This window comes from Massilia sp. CCM 8734 (assembly GCF_011682155.1).
GTDB lineage: Bacteria > Pseudomonadota > Gammaproteobacteria > Burkholderiales > Burkholderiaceae_D > Telluria_A > Telluria_A rubra.
Map to the genome: position 1 here is coordinate 129,330 of NZ_WHJI01000004.1, position 19,437 is coordinate 148,766.

Genomic DNA, 19,437 nt, shown 5'->3' on the forward strand with positions numbered 1-19,437 from the left:
TGCAATGGACCGACCCGAACCACAGCCGGCGTCGCCCGCCAAAATAATGGAATAGCCGATTCGACAAGAATGAATTATCGCACGCATATCGTATCCTCTCTTTCCGAGATCGGCCAGAGCGCCTGGGACGCCCTGGCGTCATCCCAGGCCGCCGCCAATCCTTTTCTCTCGTTCGCCTTTCTCGACGCCTTGCACGAGTCGGGCAGCGCGTGCGCCGACACCGGCTGGCAGCCCCAGTTCCTGGCGCTGTACGACGGCGCCGAGCTGGTCGCCGCCATGCCGCTGTACGTCAAGATGCACTCGTATGGCGAATACGTGTTCGACTGGGCCTGGGCCGACGCCTACCAGCGCAACGGCGTCGATTACTATCCGAAGCTGCTGTCGGCAATTCCGTTCACGCCAGTGACCGGGCCGCGCCTGCTGGCGCGCGACGCCAACGCCCGTGGCGCGCTGCTGGCCGCGCTGGTGGCAACGCAAAACGCGTCCGAGGTCTCCTCGACCCACATCCTGTACCCGCCGGAGGACCAGGTAAAGCAATTGGAGGCGGCCGGCTTCATGCTGCGCAGCGGCGTGCAGTTCCACTGGCTCAACGCCGGCTACGCGGACTTCGACGCGTTCCTGGCCACGCTGGAGCAAAAGAAGCGCAAGAACATCCGCGCCGAACGGCGCAAGGTGCGCGAAGCCGGCGTGACGATGCGCCGCGTGCGCGGGGCCGATGCCACGGACGCAGATTGGCGCCTGTTCAACCGCTGCTACCAGCGCACCTACGCGGCGCACCGCTCCTCGCCCTATCTGAACCTGGATTTTTTCCAGCGCATCGGGCGCAGCATGCCGGACAATATTTTGCTGGTGATCGCCGAACGCGAAGACCGGCCGATCGCCGCCTCGCTGGTGATCCACAGCGCCGACACCCTGTTCGGCCGCTACTGGGGCGAACTCGAACACGTGCCCTGCCTGCACTTCGAAACGGCTTACTACCAGCCGCTCGAATTCTGCATCGAGCAAAACATCGGCGTATTCGAAGGCGGCGCCCAGGGCGAACACAAAATGGCGCGCGGCTTCCTGCCGACCCGCACCTGGTCGGCGCATTGGCTGGCGCACCCGGCGTTTTCGGACGCGATCGAGCGCTTCCTGGAGCGCGAAAGCGGCGGCATCGACGAATACATCGATGAACTGAACGACCGCAACCCTTTCAAGGACCCCGCATGATCTCGCACGTGTTCATTGGCGTCGGCAACTTTACGCGCGCGCTCGACTTCTATACGGCGCTGATGGCGCAACTGGGCCTGGCGCTCAAGTTCAGCGATCCGGCCAGGCCCTGGGCCGGCTGGATGCAGCCCGGCCACCCTCGCCCGCTGTTCCTGATCGGCGCCCCGTTCGCCGGCCGGCACGACGCCGGCAACGGCCAGATGACGGCCCTGCTGGCGCCCTCGCGCGCGGCGGTCGACAGCGCCCACGCCACCGCCCTCGCCCACGGCGCCGTCTGCGACGGCGCGCCCGGCCTGCGTCCCGAGTATCACGCCAGCTACTACGGCGCCTATTTCCGTGATCTGGATGGCAACAAGCTGTGCGTCTGCTGTCACGAGTAAATCAATGTAGCGGTGCAACCGGCAAATAGGGGCCATAATCGACCGTGTAGCTATTTCGGACACGGAAGGTTCAGCATGGACATCTCCCAGATCACGGCGCCCGCGGCAAGCGGCGCCGGCCTTGTCACCCCCATCGCGACAAGCCGTACCGTCGCCACCGAGCAGGCCCAGAACCTGAGTTTCCTTGGCGTCGCGCCGACCACGGTGGACCTGTCGAGCTCGGGACGCTTCCTGTCGCTGGCCTCCCTGTTCCAGAAAAAGACGCTGGAACTGCAAACCTCGGTCCTTGCCAACGCCGATGCCTCGAAGGCCTTTGCCGATGCCGCCGTCGCGGCGGCGGCCGTGGCCGGCGCTTTCGACGAACTCCAGACCAGCGCGGTTGACAGCAACGGGCTGCCAACCGACACCCTGGATGGCCAATCGCTGCAATCGCAATTTTTCCAGCAACTTGGCGGTGCGCCGGACGATGCCGAAGCCAGCCTGGCCGCCATCGGCCTGGCCTTTACGGGGGCGACCAGCAGCGCCGCCGGCAAGCTGACGCTGGACGACGCGGTGCTGGAAGAGGCCTTTCGGCGCGACCCGGTCGCCACCTCGGCGCTGCTGGAACGCGCCGCCGATGCCTTCGTGGGCGTGGTCGGCACGCAAATCCAGGCGCAGGTCGCCAACCTCTCTTTCCTTGATGACGACAGCGTGTTCGGCGCGGCCTTGCCGCTGCCCGGCGCTGCCCCGCCAGAAATTGCCGCCGCGCCAGGTTATCTGACTGCGCAGCCGGCCAGCTATACGGACAATATGTTCCTCCAGAACCTGGTGAACGAGACCTTGCGCAATGACGAGGACGCGCCTGTTGCCCTGGCCGACTTTGTCGACGAGAACGGTGTCCCCGTGCAGCCGAACCTGATTGCCTCGCCGCAAGCAGAGGCGCCGCCTCAGGGAGCGCGCGTGGCCGCGCCGGCGGACGCACCCGACCTGCAGGCAATCGCCGGCAGCGTTGTCCAGGCCGATGCACGCCAGGGCGCAGCGCCCGTGTCTGTGTCGCCAGCGTTGCCAAGCGCCCCGGCAGCACCCCCGGTTGCGTTACCGTTGAGTACGCAAGACACGTTCCAGGCGGCGCCCACGGCGACCACGGCGGCGGCGTCCACCCTCTCCGAACCCGACGCTACGGAAAACAACGCTGCCGGCGTCGCCCAACAGGCGAGCGTCCTTGCACAACAGTTGCAAGCGGAGCGCGCGGCGGCACGCGAGCTCGACGAGAAAATCGCCGGCGCCAGCGACGCCGTGCGCGCCGCGCTGGCCGACGACATCGCCCGGCGCGACGCCAGCAGGACGGGCCAGCTCAACGCCGACAGGACCCCGGCCCAGCTGCGCACGGACCAGCCCGATCCAGCCCTCGCAGCCCAGCTTGCGCCGGACCGGTTTGCGCGGCCGGCGGACGCCCTGCGGCCGACCACGACGGCGCAGTCCACCACCGCGCCCCAGGATACGGAGCGGGACGTCACAGCGCAGCCGCCTCCTGTGCCAACGCCGGACCAGGCCCAGCTGGCCGCGCGCGACCCGGCAATCGCCGCCGCCATCGCGGCCTACAACGTCAATACCGGTCCGTTTGCGGCACAAAACGGCAGGCCTGAGGTGCAGCCGCCCAAGGGCAAGCCGGTTGGGCCGGTCGCCGCTGTCACCAGGGTGGAGGCAGCCGCAGCGCTCGGCACGCCTGGCGAGGGATCGTCAGCATTGCGATAACACAGCCAATCCATCCCGGCTGAATCACGCATAAAGCAACGAATAAAGTAACACATAGGTTACTTTATGTCCGAATCATGGTACATTTTATTCAATCCAACCATAATCCGGAGCCAACATGAATGCCAACAGCCCAACCATTGACGACTGCGCGCAACAAGGCCGCGCCGTGCTCACTGTCACGTTTGCCGCCTTGCTGGTCGTGGCCGCGCTCGTACTGGCGTCGGCGTTGGGCGCGCTCGGCGCGTGGGGCGAGCGCCTGCAGCGCGCCGCGCCAACGACGCCGCTGGCCATCATCCTGTTCTGCGCATGGGTTCGCCATCAGCAAAGCCGCGCTGGCGACGCTGCCGCGCGCAAGTCGCTCTGGCGAGCCATGTTCCAGGACGAATTCAGGCGGCAAAGCCTGGCTCGCGCCCTGCGCATCGCCTTCGGCTGCGTGCTGCTGCTTCAACTGCCCCTGGCCTTGTTGCTTGAGAGCCAGGCCCGGCAACCGCAACTCATCCTCATGGCCTGCCTGAGCATGCTCACCGGCGCCCTCGCTTTCCTTGGCGCGTTCCTGTACCTGGGACGCGCCGAAGCATGAGCGACGTCCCCGTACTGCGCAACACGCTCAAGGTCCAGCGCGCCATGCACGAGCTCACCCAGGCTGGACTGGCCGAGCGCATCAACGTCAGCCGCAAGAGCATCAACGCCATCGAAACCGGCAACATGGTGCCATCGGTGGTGCTCGCATTGAAACTGGCAGCCACTTTTAATGTACCGGTCGAAACCTTGTTCCAGCTGGAACCGGAAAACCCATAACACTTGCATCGCGACATTCCAAACAGTCCGCGAGTTGAGCCAAGTCGGTTTTAACACTGACGCAGGCGGAACTCCGGCGCGCCGTCCCGGACGATGATGACCCTTCACCTTCATCATCTGGAGATATCATGACGCAAGCTACCGCCAATGCCGAGGAACTGTTTCGCTTCGCCACGACCAGGGCCCCCAATCCGACGCCGGCGCCAGCGGGACTGCTCGAACTGCCGGACCAATCGCAGATCGCCACGTGGATCGCCACTGCCGCCGAGCTGGATTTCACCGCTGAGCTGGACATCCTGGCCAAGCACTGGGCCGAGCTGGTCAAGCGCACGCCGGAAGCCATCGCGGCCGACCTGGAGGCCGCACGCCAGGGCCAGTCGACCCTGGTCGCCGAGACCCTGTTCCCGATCGCCCAAAACGTGGTGGGCGACGTCCCCGCCTTGCAAACCGCCCTCTGGCAATATTACCTGCAAGGGATCGCCTCCGGCAAAGCCAGCAGCGCGCAGTTGCAGCGCGCCCGGCAGTTGCTGGGCCAGGTCACCCTGCTGCAAAAACTCCTGGGCGGCGACCAGGCCGCCCAGGCGCCGGAATCGGTGCAGGCCGCGCTCAATCCCACGCTCGCCCTGCCGGCCGCGTTCGAAGAACAGATGCGCCTGCGCCGCGAACAGCAAAGCGCCCAGCAAAGCGCGGCCGGCGACGACGCCGCCGGCGAACAGGACAAGATCCTCGCCGACCTGCTCAAGCAGATCGACACCCTGGTCCAGCTGGAACGGCGCCTCGTCGCCGCGCTCGACCAGATGACCGCCGGCGGCACGCACGCGCCCGGTACGCCCGGCATGCCCGGCAGCGGCGGGCCGTCGGACTTGCAAAAAGTATTCCGCACCCAGCCCGCGGCCGATATCGACGAGCAATTCCGCGCCGACAACGCCAAGCTGATGCAGGAGCTGGCCGACGCCCGGGTGCCCACCACCAACCAGAGCACCTTCGACCTGCTCGACGAGGTGCGCCATCGCATTGCGGATGGCGTTGCCACGGCCGCCGCCATGCCCGCCACCGGCCCGGCCGCCGCAGCCGTTTTGGCCGACAATCCCGACCTGGCCAGGCTCATTCCCGGCGCGCCGGTGTCCAAGCCGGCTCCCCCCGCGAGCATGAAGTTCGGCATTCGTCCGGTGGGCGTAGCCGACCTGCGCGTGGTGCGCCAGGTGCTGGTGGGCTACGAAAAAGGCGAGCTGGCCAACATCCATAACATCCTGCAAGGTGAAGAGCACGAGCACTTCCACTCGCGCCTGAGCCGCGCCGACGAAAGCGACGGCAACTACAACGACGCCGACGCCGAGGTCTCGCAGGAAGAAACCGGATTCGAGCGTTTCGAAATGGGCCAGAACGCCTTCCAGACCGCGCGCAAGCAGCAGGACCGCAACGCCAGCATCAACCTGACCTCCAACTACGGCACCGTCAACGCGCAGGCCTCGACCTTCATGAACAACTCGAACGGCGGCGACCAGTCGCGCGGCGCCGACCTGCGCCAGTCGCGCGAGATCGTCGAGCGCGCCGTCGCCCTGGTGCGCGAGCGGGTCGGACGCCAGCGCTTGCGCACCCGCAGCGCCGAAGTGTACGAAAGCGACGTGGTGCGCCACAGCGCGCCGGCGGCCACCGTCCGCGCCCAGTATCGCTGGGTCGACAAGGTGTATCAGGCACAGGTGTTCACCTACGGCGCGCGCGCCATGTACGAGGTGATGGTACCGGCGCCGGCGGCCATGTTCCGCCACCTGCTGGCCCAGCAACCGGGCTTTGGCGGGCATGCCGGTCCGGCCCCGGTCAAGCCGATCATGCGCCCCGCCGAGATCACCGACGCCACCTGGCTGGCCATCGCCGAACGCTTCAACGTGACCTTGCCGCCGCCACCGACGGCCGCCATCACCGAATACGCCAGCCTGACTTATCCGGGCGGCGGTGGAACGACGACCCTGAGCGGCACGTTCAACTCGCCGCGCGCGCTGGAACAGGGCTATGCGGCGGCGGCGGCCGGCGTGTCGATGACGTGGTACGGGGTCGATAATCAGTCCGGCATCAGCGCCAGCGTCGGCACCAGGCTGTTTTCGAGCAGCCCGACCGGCGCCACGCCGATTGCGGCCCAGGCCATCGGCACCAACAGCGGCGCGGTCAGCTGCAACGCCAGCGGCTGGGGCCAGCTCGACCAGTTCACGGTCAACTTCTACCTGGTCTGGGCGCGCACCAAAGTGGCGGTCGAAAAATGGCAGATGGAATGCCACCAGATCATCATGGACCAATACGAGAGCGACCTGAAACAGCACCGCGCCCTGCTCGCGGCGCGCACTGAAGAAAACGGCCCGTACGCCGCGCTCAGCGAAGAACAGATGCGCACCATCGAACGCACCGAACTCAAACGCGCGGTGCTGGAGATCGTGCGCAGCGGCAGCGGCCAGGCGGCACCGGCCTCTCCCATCGTGACCGGTAGCGCGCCGGCCATCGCGCCGGAGCGACTGGAGCAGGCCGCGCGCGAAGTGCGCTTCTTCGAGTACGCCTTCGAGTGGGATCAGGTGACCTACAGCTTCTTCCCGTACTTCTGGAGCGAGGGTGCGCAGCAGTGGGCCGCCGCGCGCTTCGAGCAACAGGGCGACAGCGTGTTCACGGCCTTCCTCAACGCCGGGTTCGCGTCGGTGATCTTGCCGGTGCGCAGGGGGTATGAGGACGCGGCCGCGCTGTACCTGCAGACCGGGATCGTGGCCGACATCGCCGTGGTGCCGGCCGACCGCGTGCTGGCCGACCTGAACCGCGAAGTGCAACTGCTCAACGCCACCACGCCGATGGAAGGGGCGGCGGAAGGCGCGGCGTGGACCTATCGGGTGCCGACCATGCTGACGGTGCTCGATGACGGCACCGACATCGCGTTTCCCAAGCTGACCCAGCCGGCCGACCAAGCGGAACACATCCTGATGCCACCGCTGTTGATCGACGACAGCCCGGAGGCCTGAGGCCTGAGGCCAGCGGTGCGTTTTGGTAAGTGGTAAAAACCCGTCGTTTCTGCCAGTGGCAGGAACGGCGGGGATAAGGCATGTGAGTCTTGCCAAACTCTGGAACCAGGCTGTCGGGGCGGCAATGCCCGCCTTAAAATCAACTCGAAATTTCACTGATATAGTAGCGCAAATGAGCAAACTCCTGAATAAGACACGAGGCAAGGAAATTTCATGACAATGGGAATTGATGAATATATCGACACATTCCAAGGTTTTTACATAATCGGCTGCGCAGTTCGCAATAGAATGATATTTGGATTCGTCGTGGATAGCTATTACACCGATGTCCAGGTAGAGATTGAAGAAGAGAACGAATATGATCCAGCATATCGTCCAAAAAGGATGCTAACGCACTATCGAGACGATGAACCGGGCGATCAGTGGGGCGTTACCGATTATGAGGGGTGGAGTTTCATTGTCATTGGATCCGCCCTTCTTCCCAAGAGTCAATTCTTAGCAGCTGAGCTTTATGGCAAGGTACATGCCGTCGGCAGCGACGAAGATTCTTATGATAACTCTCTCATTGAACGAAAAGCAGGAAACCCGAATGGCGGTGGTATTCGGAAACTTAAACAGATTGGCGGATATGCATACATATGCGGGGGCGCGCGCTCGGTTGGCAAAAGATTAGCAGATGGCGAGTGGCTCTCACATACGGATGCATTCCCATCACATCCTGAAATTGGACGCGATGGTTTTGATGACATTGATGGATTCAGCGAGACAGATATATACGCCGGTGGAGGAATGGGCGACGTATGGCGATATGATGGAAAAAGATGGATGCAGGTTGATTTTCCTTCGAACTCTTGGATCCAGGCCATATGTTGCGGCGCCGACGGCAATGTGTATATCTCGTGCTATGAAGGACTAATCTTCGCCGGAAGAGAAAACCAGTGGACAAAGATCCACGACGGTGGCATTTCCCTGGGATTCCGAGACATGGTCTGGTACGAGGATCGCGTATGGTGTACCAACGATTACGGCTTCTGGACCATCCACAATGGCGCTTTGACCCAAGTAACCGATCTGCCAAGCAAGATATTGGTTTGCGCAGGAAGATTATCGACGGGCGACGGTGTTTTGCTGGCCGCAGGGTTGAGAGGTGCTGCCTTTCTCGAAAACGGAAAATGGAATTCCATATTTTTACGTTCAGAAATGGAAAAAATAGTGAAAAATATGTCGTGAGGACTCAATCCAACCGAACGCGGCAAAAACCGCGCCCCGCGTCAATTGCGACCGAAATTTCAGCGTGGAGTATGATAAGGTAATACCTGTTGCTAACGCGAAGGAGCATCATCATGGCTGCCACTATTGCCCGGCCCATGTCGGTCAAACTTGATCCGGACACGCGCGCCCGCCTCGAACGCCTCGCAGAGTCGCGGCGCAGAACCCCTCATTGGATGCTGCGCGAAGCCGTAGCCCAGTATGTGGTTCGTGAGGAGAAGCGTGACTCCTTTCGCCAGGACATGGTAACCGCGTGGGAAGAGTATAAGGCCACCGGTCTACATGTCACGGCCGACGAAGCCGACGCGTGGCTGAAGAGTCTTGAGGACGGCAACGAGATTGAGCCGCCCGAATGCCACATCTGATATGGTCGCCGCTCGCCTTACGCGACATGCAGCGGGTGTACAACTTCTTGGCCGCCAAGAATGTTGCCGCGGCAAGGCGCGCAGTCAAAGCGATAAGGCAAGGCGTCAAGGTGCTGGGGCATCAATCTCAGGTGGGCAGGCCTGCCCACGATACTATTGAGACATATCGTGAATGGGAAATCGACTTCGGCGATAGCGGATATGTCGTGCGCTACCGGATTGAGCCAGGATTGGTAATGATCCTCGCGGTACGACATCAAAAGGAAGCTGGGGACTGACAGGACAGACAGCGGATTTGCCCTGCGACTGCTTGCAGCGCGCGATAGACCTCCGCCAATCGACCGTACGCCGCCACGCTCGCACTCGCATGGGCTGATAGAACCGGCCTACCGCGCCGAACGCGCCGGCTCCTCCCGCCCATGCACAAACAAGGACGGCTGCCGGTCCGAATACTCCCGCAATAAATTCCACACCGCCCTGACCCGCTGCAAGCGGTACAAGTCGGTCGGCGCGGCCAGCCAGAACGAGCGTTCGGCGAAAAACTGGTCGAGCACCGGCACCAGCCTGCCGTCGTCCGGCACCGCATACGGCGGCGCCATGATCAGCCCCATCCCCAGCGCCGCCGCCTCCACCTGCGCGGTCATCCCGGTGCAGCACAGCCGGCGCCTCGGCGTGAACCCCAATTCGTTGAGATAACTCAGTTCGCGGCTGGCCAGCCGGTCCTGCACATAATCGACAAAGTCGTGGCGCGCCAGGTCGGCGTGCTCGCGGATCGGCGGATGGCGCGCCAGATACTCGGGCGATGCGTACAAATAGAAACGGAACGACGCCAGCCGGGTGATCATGTAGCGCCCGGTGCTGGGCGGATCGAGCATCACGCCCAGGTCCGCCTCGCGGTTGGCCAGGTTGGCAAAGCGCGGCAGCACCAGCAGGTCGATGCTCAGGTCGGGGTGGGTCTGCAGCAGCCCGACCAGCAGCGGCGCCACCACCCGCACCCCGAACACTTCCGGCACGCCGAGCCGCACCACGCCGTGCGCCGCCACTTCGGTGCCGCCCAACTGCTCGGTGGCCGCCAGCGCCGCGCTCTCCATCGCTTCGGCGTGCGGCAGCAGGGCCTGGCCCATTTCGGTCAGCTCGTAGCCCTCGCGGCTGCGGTCGAACAAGGTGGTGCCAAGCTGGATTTCGAGCCGGTCGATGCGGCGCGCCACGGTCGTATGTTCGACCGCCAGCCGGCGCGACGCACCCGACAAGGTACCGGCGCGCGCCAGCTCCAGGAAGAATCGCAGGTCTGTCCATTCAGGCAAGGTATTCATGGAATCGATGTCGGATATTCACAACGAATATTGTGCACCAGTGCACACCGCACACGCAATCTTTTGATTTTTGTGTATTGATAAAACGCAAAGTCGCGCCGGAACCTGTTGGTGAGAAAACGATAAGTTGTAAATACCACCACTGTGCATTTTTGCACAGTGCTTGGGCGTTTCGTTATCTTTCGCGCAAATTCGAATGGGGGCACACTGCAAGGCTTCGCTTCCGGCTTACCGCATTGTCCAAAAAAATCTCAGGAGACAACACCATGCGTTTGACCACCATTCGACACTTTCCCTTACATCGCATTGCCTGCGCCGTGCTGGCCCTGTCCGGCGGCGCGCTCGCCCCGGCGCACGCGCAAACCGAGTCGGGCGCTCCCGCCGCCGGTCCCATCCAGGACGCCGGCGTGGTCACCGTCAGCGCGCGGCGCCGCCCCGAAAACCTGCAGGACGTGCCGGTCTCGGTCACCGCGTTCGGCGGCGACCAGCTCTCCAAGCAGGGCACGCCCGACATCACCGCCCTCGCCCTGTCGATTCCGAACACCACCCTCAAGGCCTCGCGCGCCACCAATTCGACCCTGACCGCCTTTATCCGCGGCGTCGGCCAGCAAGATCCGCTGGCCGGCTTCGAAGCCGGCGTCGGCATCTACCTCGACGATATCTACCTGGCCCGCCCGCAAGCGGCCGTGACCGACATCTACGACGTCGAGCGCATCGAAGTGCTGCGCGGACCGCAAGGCACCTTGTATGGCCGCAACACCATCGGCGGCGCGGTCAAGTACGTGACGCGCAAACTCGGCTCCAAAACCGACATTCGCGGGCGCGTCACCCTGGGCGACTACAGCCAGCGCGAAGCGGTGCTCACGGCCAGCACGCCCTTGTCGGAAACGGTGCGCGTGGGTGGCTCGGTGGCCCGCTTCAAGCGCGACGGTTACGGGCGCAACTTGCTCACCGGCGCCCACAACTACGACAAGGACATGACCGCCGGCCGCCTGTCGGCCGAATTTACGCCCACCCCCGACCTGTTCATCCGCTTGTCGGGCGACGCCACGCAAGACGATTCGAGCCCGCGCAACGGCCACCGCGTGACGGTCGGACGCACCAGCGGCGCGCCCATCCTGGAGAACGTGTACGACACGCGCGCCAACCTGGACCGCGCGCTCGGGCACGAGCAGGAGGTTAGCGCGCACGGCTGGTCGGCGCTGCTGGAGTACACCATCAACCCGCAACTGAGCGTCAAATCGGTTACCGCCTCGCGCCGCGACAAGTCGTACGCGCCGATCGACTTCGACTCGCTGTCGATGGTCGACTTCGAAGTGCCCGCGCTGTACAAGAACAAGCAGTTCAGCCAGGAATTCCAGTTCACCTACACCGGCGACAAGGTCCAGGGCGTGGCCGGCGTGTACTACATCGACGCCAACGCCTACAACGTCTTCGACACCGTCTTGGCCGGCGCCTTCCCCAGCTCCACCTACACGCTGGGCGATATCGACACCAAGGCCTGGGCCGCCTTCGCCGACGCCAACTATAAATACACCGATGCGCTGAGCTTCTCGCTGGGCGGGCGCTACACGGTCGACAAGCGCGACGCAACCATCCTGCGCCAGATCTACCTGGGCCTGAACGGCTCGCCGGCGCTGGGCAAGCCGAACGCCGTGCTGTTCCGCACCGACACCGACTTCACCCATGGCGAACTGAAACGCGAAGACAAGAAGTTCACCCCGAAAGTCGGCATGGCCTACAAGGCTGCCGCCAACCAGAACATCTACGCCAGCTGGGCGCGCGGCTTCAAGGGCGGCGGCTTCGACCCGCGCATGAACGTGGTCGGCACCAAGATCAGCGACGCCACCGCGCGCGCCGGCTACCTGCCGGAAACCATCGACACCCTGGAGCTGGGCCTCAAGTCCTCGTATAACAACAACCGCATCCTGACCAATATCGCCCTGTTCGACAGCAAATACAAGGATGTCCAGATTCCCGGCTCGGTGGAGGTCGACACCAACAACGACGGCCGCCCCGACAGTTTCGCCGGGGTGACCACCAACGCCGGCAAGGCCAAGATCCGCGGCGCCGAAATCGAGGCCAGCGCGAAATTGAGCGATGCCGTGAGCGTGACCGGCATGTACAGTCACATCAACGCCGAATACACCCAGTTCCTGACCTCGCAACTGGTCGGCGGCGTGCCGGCCTTGGTCAACGTGGCGGGCGAGCGCTACTTCCAGAACACGCCGAAGAACTCGGCCAACCTGCGCGCCACCTACGACATCGCCCTGCCGCTGATGGGGCGCGGCGGCAGCGCCAGCATCAGCGCCAGCGCCGCCTACAAGGACGACACCAGCCAGTTCGAATACGTCTCGGTGCTCGACCAGCCGGCCTACACCCTGTACGACCTGAGCCTGACGTGGACCAGCAGCGACAACAAGATCCGCGCCGGCCTGCACGGCAAGAACCTGGGCGACAAGCGCTATCGCACCGGCGGCTACGTTTTCCCCAACCTCGGCAAGGAGGGCGTGCTGACGGCCTTTTACGGCGCCCCGCGCACCGTCTCGGCCACCCTCGAATACCGGTTCTGAACATGGGAGTTTCGGTGCATGAACACGATGGCGTCCACGCCGCCCACTTTCCCCCGGCCGCCAACGAAGCGCAGGCGGCCCGGCAATTCAACGACGTCAGCTACCTCAGCGACGACGGCCTGACCCTGTACGCGCGCGACTACCCCGGCCACGGCGGCCGCGCGCGCCTGCCCGTGATCTGCATCCACGGGCTCACGCGCAACTCGGGCGACTTCGACGAGCTGGCGCCGTGGATCGCCAGCCTGGGACGGCGCGTGCTGGCGCTCGACGTGCGCGGGCGCGGCCAGTCCGCGCGCGACCCCGACCCGGCCCACTACAACCCGGTCGTCTACGCCGGCGACGTGATCAAGTTGGCGCACGACCTGGGCATCGAGCGCGCCGTGTTCGTCGGCACCTCGATGGGCGGCATCATCACCATGACCCTGGCGCTACGGCGCCTGAAACTGATCGCCGCCGCCATCCTCAACGACGTCGGCCCGGTGATCTCGCAAAAAGGCTTGTCGCGCATCGCCACCTACGCCGGCAAGGGCGCCACCATGCTCAATTGGGAACAGGCGGCCGAGTACATGCGCGACATCAACCAGCCGGCCTTTCCATCGAACGACATGGGCGAATGGAACAAGTGGGCGCGCCGCGCTTTTTCCGAAAACGATGCCGGGCACCTGGTGCTGCGCTACGACCCGAACATCGCCCTGCCCCTGCAAAACGGCAAGCTCAAGCCGTCGTCGTGGACCTCGCGCCTGGCGTTCCGGCGCCTGGCGCGCAACCGCCCCACCTTGCTGGTGCGCGGCAGCCTGTCCGACCTGGTCGAGCCGGAACAGGCCAGCTACATGCAGCGCGCCGCGCCACGCATGCAGTACGCCGAAGTGCCCGGCGTGGGCCACGCGCCGATGCTGACCGAAGCGCCGGCACGGCAGGCGATCGAACGCTTCCTGGCGCAGGTCGACTGAACCGCATCAGCCCCACCATATACCTATAAAACAGCCATCCCAAGAGGAGACACGATGTACAAACTGAACACCCTGGCAGCGGCCGTCCTGGCCACCCTCGCGAGCACCCTGGCAACGTCCGCGCTGGCCGCGGCCGACCTGAAAATCGCCCTCATCGCGGGCAAGACCGGGATCCTCGAATCCTACGCCAAGGAAACCGAAACCGGCTTCATGATGGGCCTCGAATACCTCACCGGCGGCAAGATGGAAATCAACGGCCGCAAGCTGAAGGTGATCGTCAAGGATGACCAGAGCAAACCCGACCTGGGACGCACCCTGCTGGCCGAAGCCTACGGCGACGACAAGGCCGACATTGCGGTCGGCACCACCTCGTCCGGCTCGGCCATCGCCATGCTGCCGGTGGCGCAGGAGTACAAGAAGATCCTGATCATCGAGCCGGCCGTGGCCGACGCCATCACCGGCGAAAAATTCAACCGCTACATCTTCCGCACCGCGCGCAGTTCGATGCAGGATGCGCTGGCCGCCGCCAGCACGCTCAAGGCCGGCAGCGTGGCCTTCCTGGCCCAGGATTACGCCTTCGGCAAGGATGCGGTCAAGGCCGGCCGCGAAGCGCTGGCCGCCACCGGCAGCAAGGCCCAGGTGGTGCACGAGGAATACGCGCCGCAAGCCACCAGCGACTTCACGGCGCCGGCCCAGCGCCTCTTCGACGCCCTGAAAAACAAGCCCGAGCCGCGCCTGCTGCAAATTGTCTGGGCCGGCCCGAATCCGATGAACAAGCTGGCCGACATGAAGCCCGAGCGCTACGGCATCATCCTCTCGCCGGGCGGGAACATCCTGCCGGTGATGAAAACCTGGAAGAACTTCGCCGGCACCCAGGGCACCATCTACTACTACCACGGCTTTCCGAAGAACAAGATGAACGACTGGTTCGTGGCCGAGCACAGCAAGCGCCACAAGGGCCCGCCCGACATGTTTACCGCCGGCGGCTTTGCGGCGGCCAGCGCGGTCGTCACGGCCTTGACCAAAGCGAACTCGGGCGACACCGAAAAGCTGATCGCGGCCATGGAAGGCATGGACTTCGACACGCCCAAGGGCAAGATGACCTTCCGCAAGGAAGACCACCAGGCCTTGCAGTCGATGTACCACTTCAAGATCAAGAAAGACCAGAAGAACGAGTGGGACTTGCTGGAACTTGTGCGCGAAATCCCGGCCAGCGAGCTGCCGCTCCCGGTGAGGAACAAGCGATGACGCCGGCGGCCATGCCGTCGCTGTCGACGCGCGAACTGAGCATCCGCTTCGGCGGGCACGTGGCGGTCGACCGGGTCAGCGCCGATTTCTATCCCGGCACCCTGACCGTGATCGTCGGCCCCAACGGCGCCGGCAAGACCACCTACTTCAACCTGATGTCGGGCCAGTTGCCGGCCACCTCGGGCACGGTCCTGCTCGACGGCGCCGACATCACCCGCTTCGGCGCGGCCAAGCGCACGGCGCTCGGTATCGGGCGCGCCTTCCAGCTGACCAACCTGTTCCCGCACCTGACGGTGGCCGAAAACGTGCGCCTGGCGGTGCAAAGCCGCTCTGGCGCCGGCCTGGGCGTGCGCTCGATGCTGACGCGCTGGTCCAGCCACCAGGACCTGATCGTGCGCGCTGACTATTACCTCGAACGCGTCGCCATGGCCGCGCGGCGCGACACGTGCGTGGCCGCCCTGTCGCACGGCGACAAGCGCAAGCTGGAAGTGGCGATCCTGCTGGCGCTGGAGCCGGGCGTGATGATGTTCGACGAGCCGACCGCCGGCATGAGCGTGGACGAAGTGCCGGTCGTGCTCGACCTGATCCACCAGGTCAAGGCCGAACGCAACAAGACCATTTTGCTGGTCGAACACAAGATGGACGTGGTGCGTTCGCTGGCCGACCGCATCATCGTCCTGCACAACGGCGCCCTGGTGGCCGACGGCAATCCGGCCGAGGTGATGGCCTCGGCCATCGTCCAGGAAGCCTATCTGGGGACGCCCGAGGGGACGCCCGAGCATGCGTGATCCGATCCTTCAACTGAGCGCCGTCCACACCCACATCGGCGAGTACCACATCCTGCAAGGGGTCGACCTGACGGTGCCGCGCGGCGGCCTGTCGGTGCTGCTGGGTCGCAACGGGGCCGGCAAGACCACCACCCTGCGCACCATCATGGGGCTATGGAAAGCGTCCGCCGGCACGGTGCGCTTCGAGGGGCGCGACATCGCGGCCCTGGCCACGCCCGACATCGCCCAGCTCGGCATTGCCTACGTGCCCGAATCGATGGCCGTATTTTCCGACCTGACCGTGCGCGAAAACCTGTACCTGGCCGCGCGCAACGGGCCGCTCCAGGAAGCGCGCGTGGAATGGATCTTCGGCTTCTTTCCCGCCTTGCGCAAATTCTGGCACTACCCGGCCGGCAATTTGTCTGGCGGGCAAAAACAAATGGTGGCGATCGCGCGCGCCATGGTCGAACCGCGCAAGCTGCTGCTGATCGACGAACCGACCAAGGGCCTGGCCCCGGCCATCATCCAGAGCCTGATCGCCGCCTTCGCCGAACTGAAGCAGACCGACACCACCATCTTGCTGGTCGAGCAAAACTTCAGCGTCGTCAAGCACCTCGGCGACACGGTCTCGGTGATGGACGACGGCAAGGTGGTCCACGCCGGCGCCATGCGCGCCCTGGTCGAGGACGACAAGCTGCAGCAACGCCTGCTCGGGCTGTCACTGAGCGCACATCAATAATGAATACGGAGACCACCCACGTGACCACCCAATCGCCTCCAGTGAGCGCGGCCACGGCGCTGCCGGCCGCGCCGCTCGATACGCCCTTGCCCGCAGCCCGGCGCGACCTGGCGCCGCTGCTGCTGGTGCCGGCGCTGATCCTCTTGACGCTGCCGCTGGTGGGCAGCTTTCCCACCTGGGTCACCCTGACCATCGCCGGCCTGGCGATGGGCATGATGATCTTCATCATGGCCAGCGGCCTGACGCTCGTGTTCGGGCTGATGGACGTGCTCAACTTCGGCCATGGCGCCTTTGTCTCGGTCGGCGCCTACGCCGCCACCATGGTCCTCATTCCCATGCGCGGCTGGCTCGAGGTCGATTCGCTGGCGCTCAACCTGGGCGTGCTCGGGCTGGCGATCGCGCTCGCCATGCTCGCCACCGCGCTGCTCGGCTGGGCCTTCGAGCGCATCATCATCGCGCCCGTGTACGGCCAGCATCTCAAGCAGATCTTGATCACCATGGGCGGCATGATCGTGGCCGAGCAACTGATCAGCGTGATCTGGGGCGCCGAGCAGATTCCCCTGCCGCTGCCGGCCAGCCTGCGCGGCGCGGTGCTGCTGGGCGACGCGGCGGTCGAAAAATACCGGCTGGTGGCGGTCGCGATCGGACTGGTGGTGTTCGTCGCCATGTTCCTGGTGCTCAACCGCACCAAGATCGGCCTCTTGATCCGCGCCGGCGTCGAAAACCGCGAGATGGTCGAAGCCATGGGCTACCGCATCCGCCGCCTGTTCGTGGCCGTGTTCGCCGCCGGCTCGGCGCTGGCCGGCCTGGGCGGCGTGCTCTGGGGCTTGTACAAGGAAACCCTGAACGCGGCCATGGGCGGCGAAATGATGGTGATGATCTTTATCGTCGTCATCATCGGCGGGCTCGGCTCGGTCGGCGGCTGCTTCATCGGCGCGCTCCTGATGGCGCTGGTGGCCAACTATGCCGGCTTCCTGCTGCCCAAATTCGCGCTGGTGTCGAACATCGCCCTGATGATCGCCATCCTGCTGTGGCGCCCGGCCGGCCTGTATTCCAACCTGCGCCGCTGAGGACACACCATGCTCAATCAATTGCTATCAGGCGACTTGCCGCGCAGCCGGGCCTTGTCCGCCACCCTGCTGCTGATCCTGCTGGGACTGGCGCTGGCCCCCTTCATCACCAGCGGCGCGCGCCCCCTCAACACCGCCGCCACCATCTGCGTCTACATCGTGCTGGTGGCCTCCTACGACTTGCTGCTCGGTTACACCGGGATCGTGTCCTTCGCCCACACCATGTTCTTCGGCATCGGCGCCTACGGCGTCGGGCTGGGACTGTCGCACGGCGAGCCGGGCTGGGGCGCGCTGCTGGGCGGGGTCGCGCTGGCTCTCTTGCTGACCCTGGCGCTGGCCCTGGTGGTGGGCCTGTTCGCGCTGCGCGTGCGCGCCATTTTCTACGCCATGATCACGCTCGCGGTGGCGGCCTCGTTTGCCGTGCTGGCCTCGCAACTGTCCGACCTGACCGGCGGCGAAGACGGCAAGACCTTCAGCGTGCCGGAATGGCTCACGCCGGGCTTCCGCCTGTTCGAGGCCGAGCTGTTCGGGCGCGCCATCGACGGCAAGCTGATCACTTACTACATCGTGTTCGGCGGCTGCCTGCTGCTGTTCCTGTTCCTGCTGCGCGTGGTCAATTCGCCGTTCGGACGGGTGCTGCAAGCGATTCGCGAGAACGAGTTCCGCGCCGAGGCGCTCGGCTACCGCACGGTGCTGTACCGGATCTGGGCGAATGTGCTGGCGGCCCTGGTGGCGGCGCTGGCCGGCGCGCTGATGGCACTGTGGCTGCGCTACGTCGGCCCCAAAACCATGCTCGGCTTCGAGGTCATGACCGACATCCTGCTGATCGTCGTCATCGGCGGCATGGGCACCATGTACGGCGCGGTGGTGGGCGCCACCCTGTTCATCCTCGCCCAGAACTACCTCAAGTCGCTGATGGCGCAAGGCTCGGCCGCGCTCGACGGCGTGCCGCTGCTGGCCCAGGCCCTGCATCCGGACCGCTGGATGCTGTGGCTGGGCGTGCTGTTCGTGCTGTCGATCTACTTTTTCCCGATCGGCATCGTCGGTAAACTGCGCTTGCGAAAGATTGCCGCGCGAACCGCCACCAACTGATCGTCCCGCTCGCTCCTTGGCGTCCCTGTGCTGGCAGGGACGCTTTTTTTCGTCCCTCTTTTTCGTCCTTCTAACGCGCGCCATCAAGCTTCGTCGCGCCTGTTCCTATAAGTTCCCCGGAATACCCCGAAAACGCCCCCTGTTCTTTAAGCGCACATCAATGCTGGCGCCACCTCCACTCCTATGATGAGTCAACCGTGGCCTCGCGCCTGCCAGCGCGAGTGGAAGTGCCATCCTTCTGGCAACTGCTGAAAGAACGACATGAAACCCCATCAACAACTGATTGCCATGGCGGCCATCGCCGTGGCCGCCGCGCTGCCCGCCGTCGCGCACGCCGCCGATCCGATCGTCGTCCTCAACGAAAACTTCAACGACATCGGCACCCTCAACAACTGGCAACTGATCAACAACAGCGTGCCGCCTGGCCTGGCCTGGTCGCAGGGCAACGCGGGCGTCTTCCCCGCCCCGTCCGGCCCGGCGTCGTCATATGCCGCCGCCAATTTCCTGAGCGCGCAGAACGGCATGGGCAGCATCGACAACTGGCTGATCACGCCGGTCGTGACCCTGCTCGGCCCCAGCGAGCTGTCGTTTTTTACGCGCTCTGCCAGCGCCTCCGGCTTCGGCGACACGCTCGAAGTGCGCTTTGCCCCCGGCAGCGGCAGCGGCACCGCCGGTTTCGACACCGTGCTCGGCGTGCTGGGCGGCATCTCGGACTACCCCACTGCCTGGCAGCAGGTCATTTCCAGCGTCGACTACAACGGCCAGGGTCGATTCGCATTTCGTTACATCGGAGACGCCTCGGCGGCGAACTATATTGGCATCGACGCTGTCTTAGTCACTACGGTGCCTGAACCGGGCGCCTACCTGATGCTGCTGGCCGGCTTGGGCAGTCTGGTATTGCTTCGCCGCAGGCAGCTAATGTGACCTCACC

The 19,437-nt window shown here is 64.7% G+C and carries 18 protein-coding genes; 17 read left to right on the plus strand and 1 reads right to left on the minus strand.

Annotated elements, in window-relative coordinates; all coding sequences use genetic code 11:
- Positions 1–69 precede the first annotated feature (69 nt).
- The 9 genes from F2P46_RS05705 (at position 70) to F2P46_RS05745 (ending at position 9,032) form a co-directional block, all read left to right on the plus strand.
- Entirely contained in the window at positions 70–1,209 is a 1,140-nt protein-coding gene (locus F2P46_RS05705; protein WP_166886068.1) for a GNAT family N-acetyltransferase, read from the plus strand.
- On the plus strand, positions 1,206–1,589 hold the full coding sequence (locus tag F2P46_RS05710; protein WP_166886070.1) for a VOC family protein: 384 nt from the start codon (positions 1,206–1,208) through the stop codon (positions 1,587–1,589). Before F2P46_RS05705 ends, F2P46_RS05710 begins: the two co-directional genes overlap by 4 nt.
- A 75-nt stretch (positions 1,590–1,664) precedes the next feature.
- The gene (locus F2P46_RS05715) at positions 1,665–3,323 is read left to right on the plus strand and encodes a hypothetical protein (RefSeq protein WP_166886072.1); all 1,659 of its coding nucleotides are present in this window, start codon (positions 1,665–1,667) and stop codon (positions 3,321–3,323) included.
- Between the two features lie 118 nt (positions 3,324–3,441).
- Positions 3,442–3,906 carry a hypothetical protein gene (locus tag F2P46_RS05720; RefSeq protein WP_166886073.1) on the plus strand — a complete coding sequence of 155 codons (465 nt, stop codon included), beginning with the start codon at positions 3,442–3,444 and terminating at the stop codon, positions 3,904–3,906.
- Positions 3,903–4,124, plus strand: a complete 222-nt coding sequence (locus F2P46_RS05725) for a helix-turn-helix transcriptional regulator (protein WP_208296514.1) — start codon at positions 3,903–3,905, stop codon at positions 4,122–4,124. The genes F2P46_RS05720 and F2P46_RS05725 overlap by 4 nt, the downstream gene beginning before the upstream one ends.
- Before the next feature lie 128 nt (positions 4,125–4,252).
- Complete coding sequence (locus F2P46_RS38190; RefSeq protein WP_166886075.1) at positions 4,253–7,120, plus strand: hypothetical protein; 2,868 nt, start codon at positions 4,253–4,255, stop codon at positions 7,118–7,120.
- 213 nt (positions 7,121–7,333) lie between these two features.
- The gene (locus F2P46_RS05735; RefSeq protein ID WP_166886077.1) at positions 7,334–8,350 is read left to right on the plus strand and encodes a hypothetical protein; all 1,017 of its coding nucleotides are present in this window, start codon (positions 7,334–7,336) and stop codon (positions 8,348–8,350) included.
- A gap of 113 nt (positions 8,351–8,463) precedes the next feature.
- A complete protein-coding gene (locus F2P46_RS05740) occupies positions 8,464–8,754 on the plus strand; it encodes a CopG family ribbon-helix-helix protein (RefSeq protein ID WP_208296515.1) in 291 nt (96 codons plus the stop codon).
- Positions 8,742–9,032 carry a type II toxin-antitoxin system RelE/ParE family toxin gene (locus tag F2P46_RS05745; RefSeq protein WP_166886079.1) on the plus strand — a complete coding sequence of 97 codons (291 nt, stop codon included), beginning with the start codon at positions 8,742–8,744 and terminating at the stop codon, positions 9,030–9,032. The genes F2P46_RS05740 and F2P46_RS05745 overlap by 13 nt, the downstream gene beginning before the upstream one ends.
- A gap of 108 nt (positions 9,033–9,140) precedes the next feature.
- Here the strand turns inward: F2P46_RS05745 and F2P46_RS05750 are convergent, their stop codons facing one another.
- Positions 9,141–10,067 carry a LysR family transcriptional regulator gene (locus tag F2P46_RS05750; RefSeq protein WP_166886081.1) on the minus strand — a complete coding sequence of 309 codons (927 nt, stop codon included), beginning with the start codon at positions 10,065–10,067 and terminating at the stop codon, positions 9,141–9,143.
- A gap of 266 nt (positions 10,068–10,333) precedes the next feature.
- Between F2P46_RS05750 and F2P46_RS05755 the strand changes: the two genes are divergently transcribed.
- The 8 genes from F2P46_RS05755 (at position 10,334) to F2P46_RS05790 (ending at position 19,430) form a co-directional block, all read left to right on the plus strand.
- Positions 10,334–12,640 carry a TonB-dependent receptor gene (locus F2P46_RS05755; protein WP_166886083.1) on the plus strand — a complete coding sequence of 769 codons (2,307 nt, stop codon included), beginning with the start codon at positions 10,334–10,336 and terminating at the stop codon, positions 12,638–12,640.
- Positions 12,641–12,654: 14 nt separating this feature from the next.
- Positions 12,655–13,590 carry an alpha/beta fold hydrolase gene (locus F2P46_RS05760; RefSeq protein ID WP_368737880.1) on the plus strand — a complete coding sequence of 312 codons (936 nt, stop codon included), beginning with the start codon at positions 12,655–12,657 and terminating at the stop codon, positions 13,588–13,590.
- Positions 13,591–13,644: 54 nt separating this feature from the next.
- Positions 13,645–14,838: a substrate-binding domain-containing protein gene (locus tag F2P46_RS05765; protein WP_166886086.1), complete on the plus strand. Its 1,194-nt coding sequence runs from the start codon at positions 13,645–13,647 to the stop codon at positions 14,836–14,838.
- On the plus strand, positions 14,835–15,626 hold the full coding sequence (locus tag F2P46_RS05770; protein WP_229509096.1) for an ABC transporter ATP-binding protein: 792 nt from the start codon (positions 14,835–14,837) through the stop codon (positions 15,624–15,626). Before F2P46_RS05765 ends, F2P46_RS05770 begins: the two co-directional genes overlap by 4 nt.
- On the plus strand, positions 15,619–16,344 hold the full coding sequence (locus tag F2P46_RS05775; RefSeq protein ID WP_166886088.1) for an ABC transporter ATP-binding protein: 726 nt from the start codon (positions 15,619–15,621) through the stop codon (positions 16,342–16,344). The genes F2P46_RS05770 and F2P46_RS05775 overlap by 8 nt, the downstream gene beginning before the upstream one ends.
- Positions 16,344–17,414, plus strand: coding sequence for a branched-chain amino acid ABC transporter permease (locus F2P46_RS05780; protein ID WP_166886090.1), 1,071 nt, complete (start codon positions 16,344–16,346; stop codon positions 17,412–17,414). Before F2P46_RS05775 ends, F2P46_RS05780 begins: the two co-directional genes overlap by 1 nt.
- 9 nt (positions 17,415–17,423) lie before the next feature.
- Complete coding sequence (locus F2P46_RS05785) at positions 17,424–18,506, plus strand: branched-chain amino acid ABC transporter permease (RefSeq protein WP_166886092.1); 1,083 nt, start codon at positions 17,424–17,426, stop codon at positions 18,504–18,506.
- Between the two features lie 261 nt (positions 18,507–18,767).
- Positions 18,768–19,430, plus strand: a complete 663-nt coding sequence (locus tag F2P46_RS05790) for a choice-of-anchor J domain-containing protein (protein WP_166886094.1) — start codon at positions 18,768–18,770, stop codon at positions 19,428–19,430.
- The last annotated feature ends 7 nt before the right edge of the window (positions 19,431–19,437 follow it).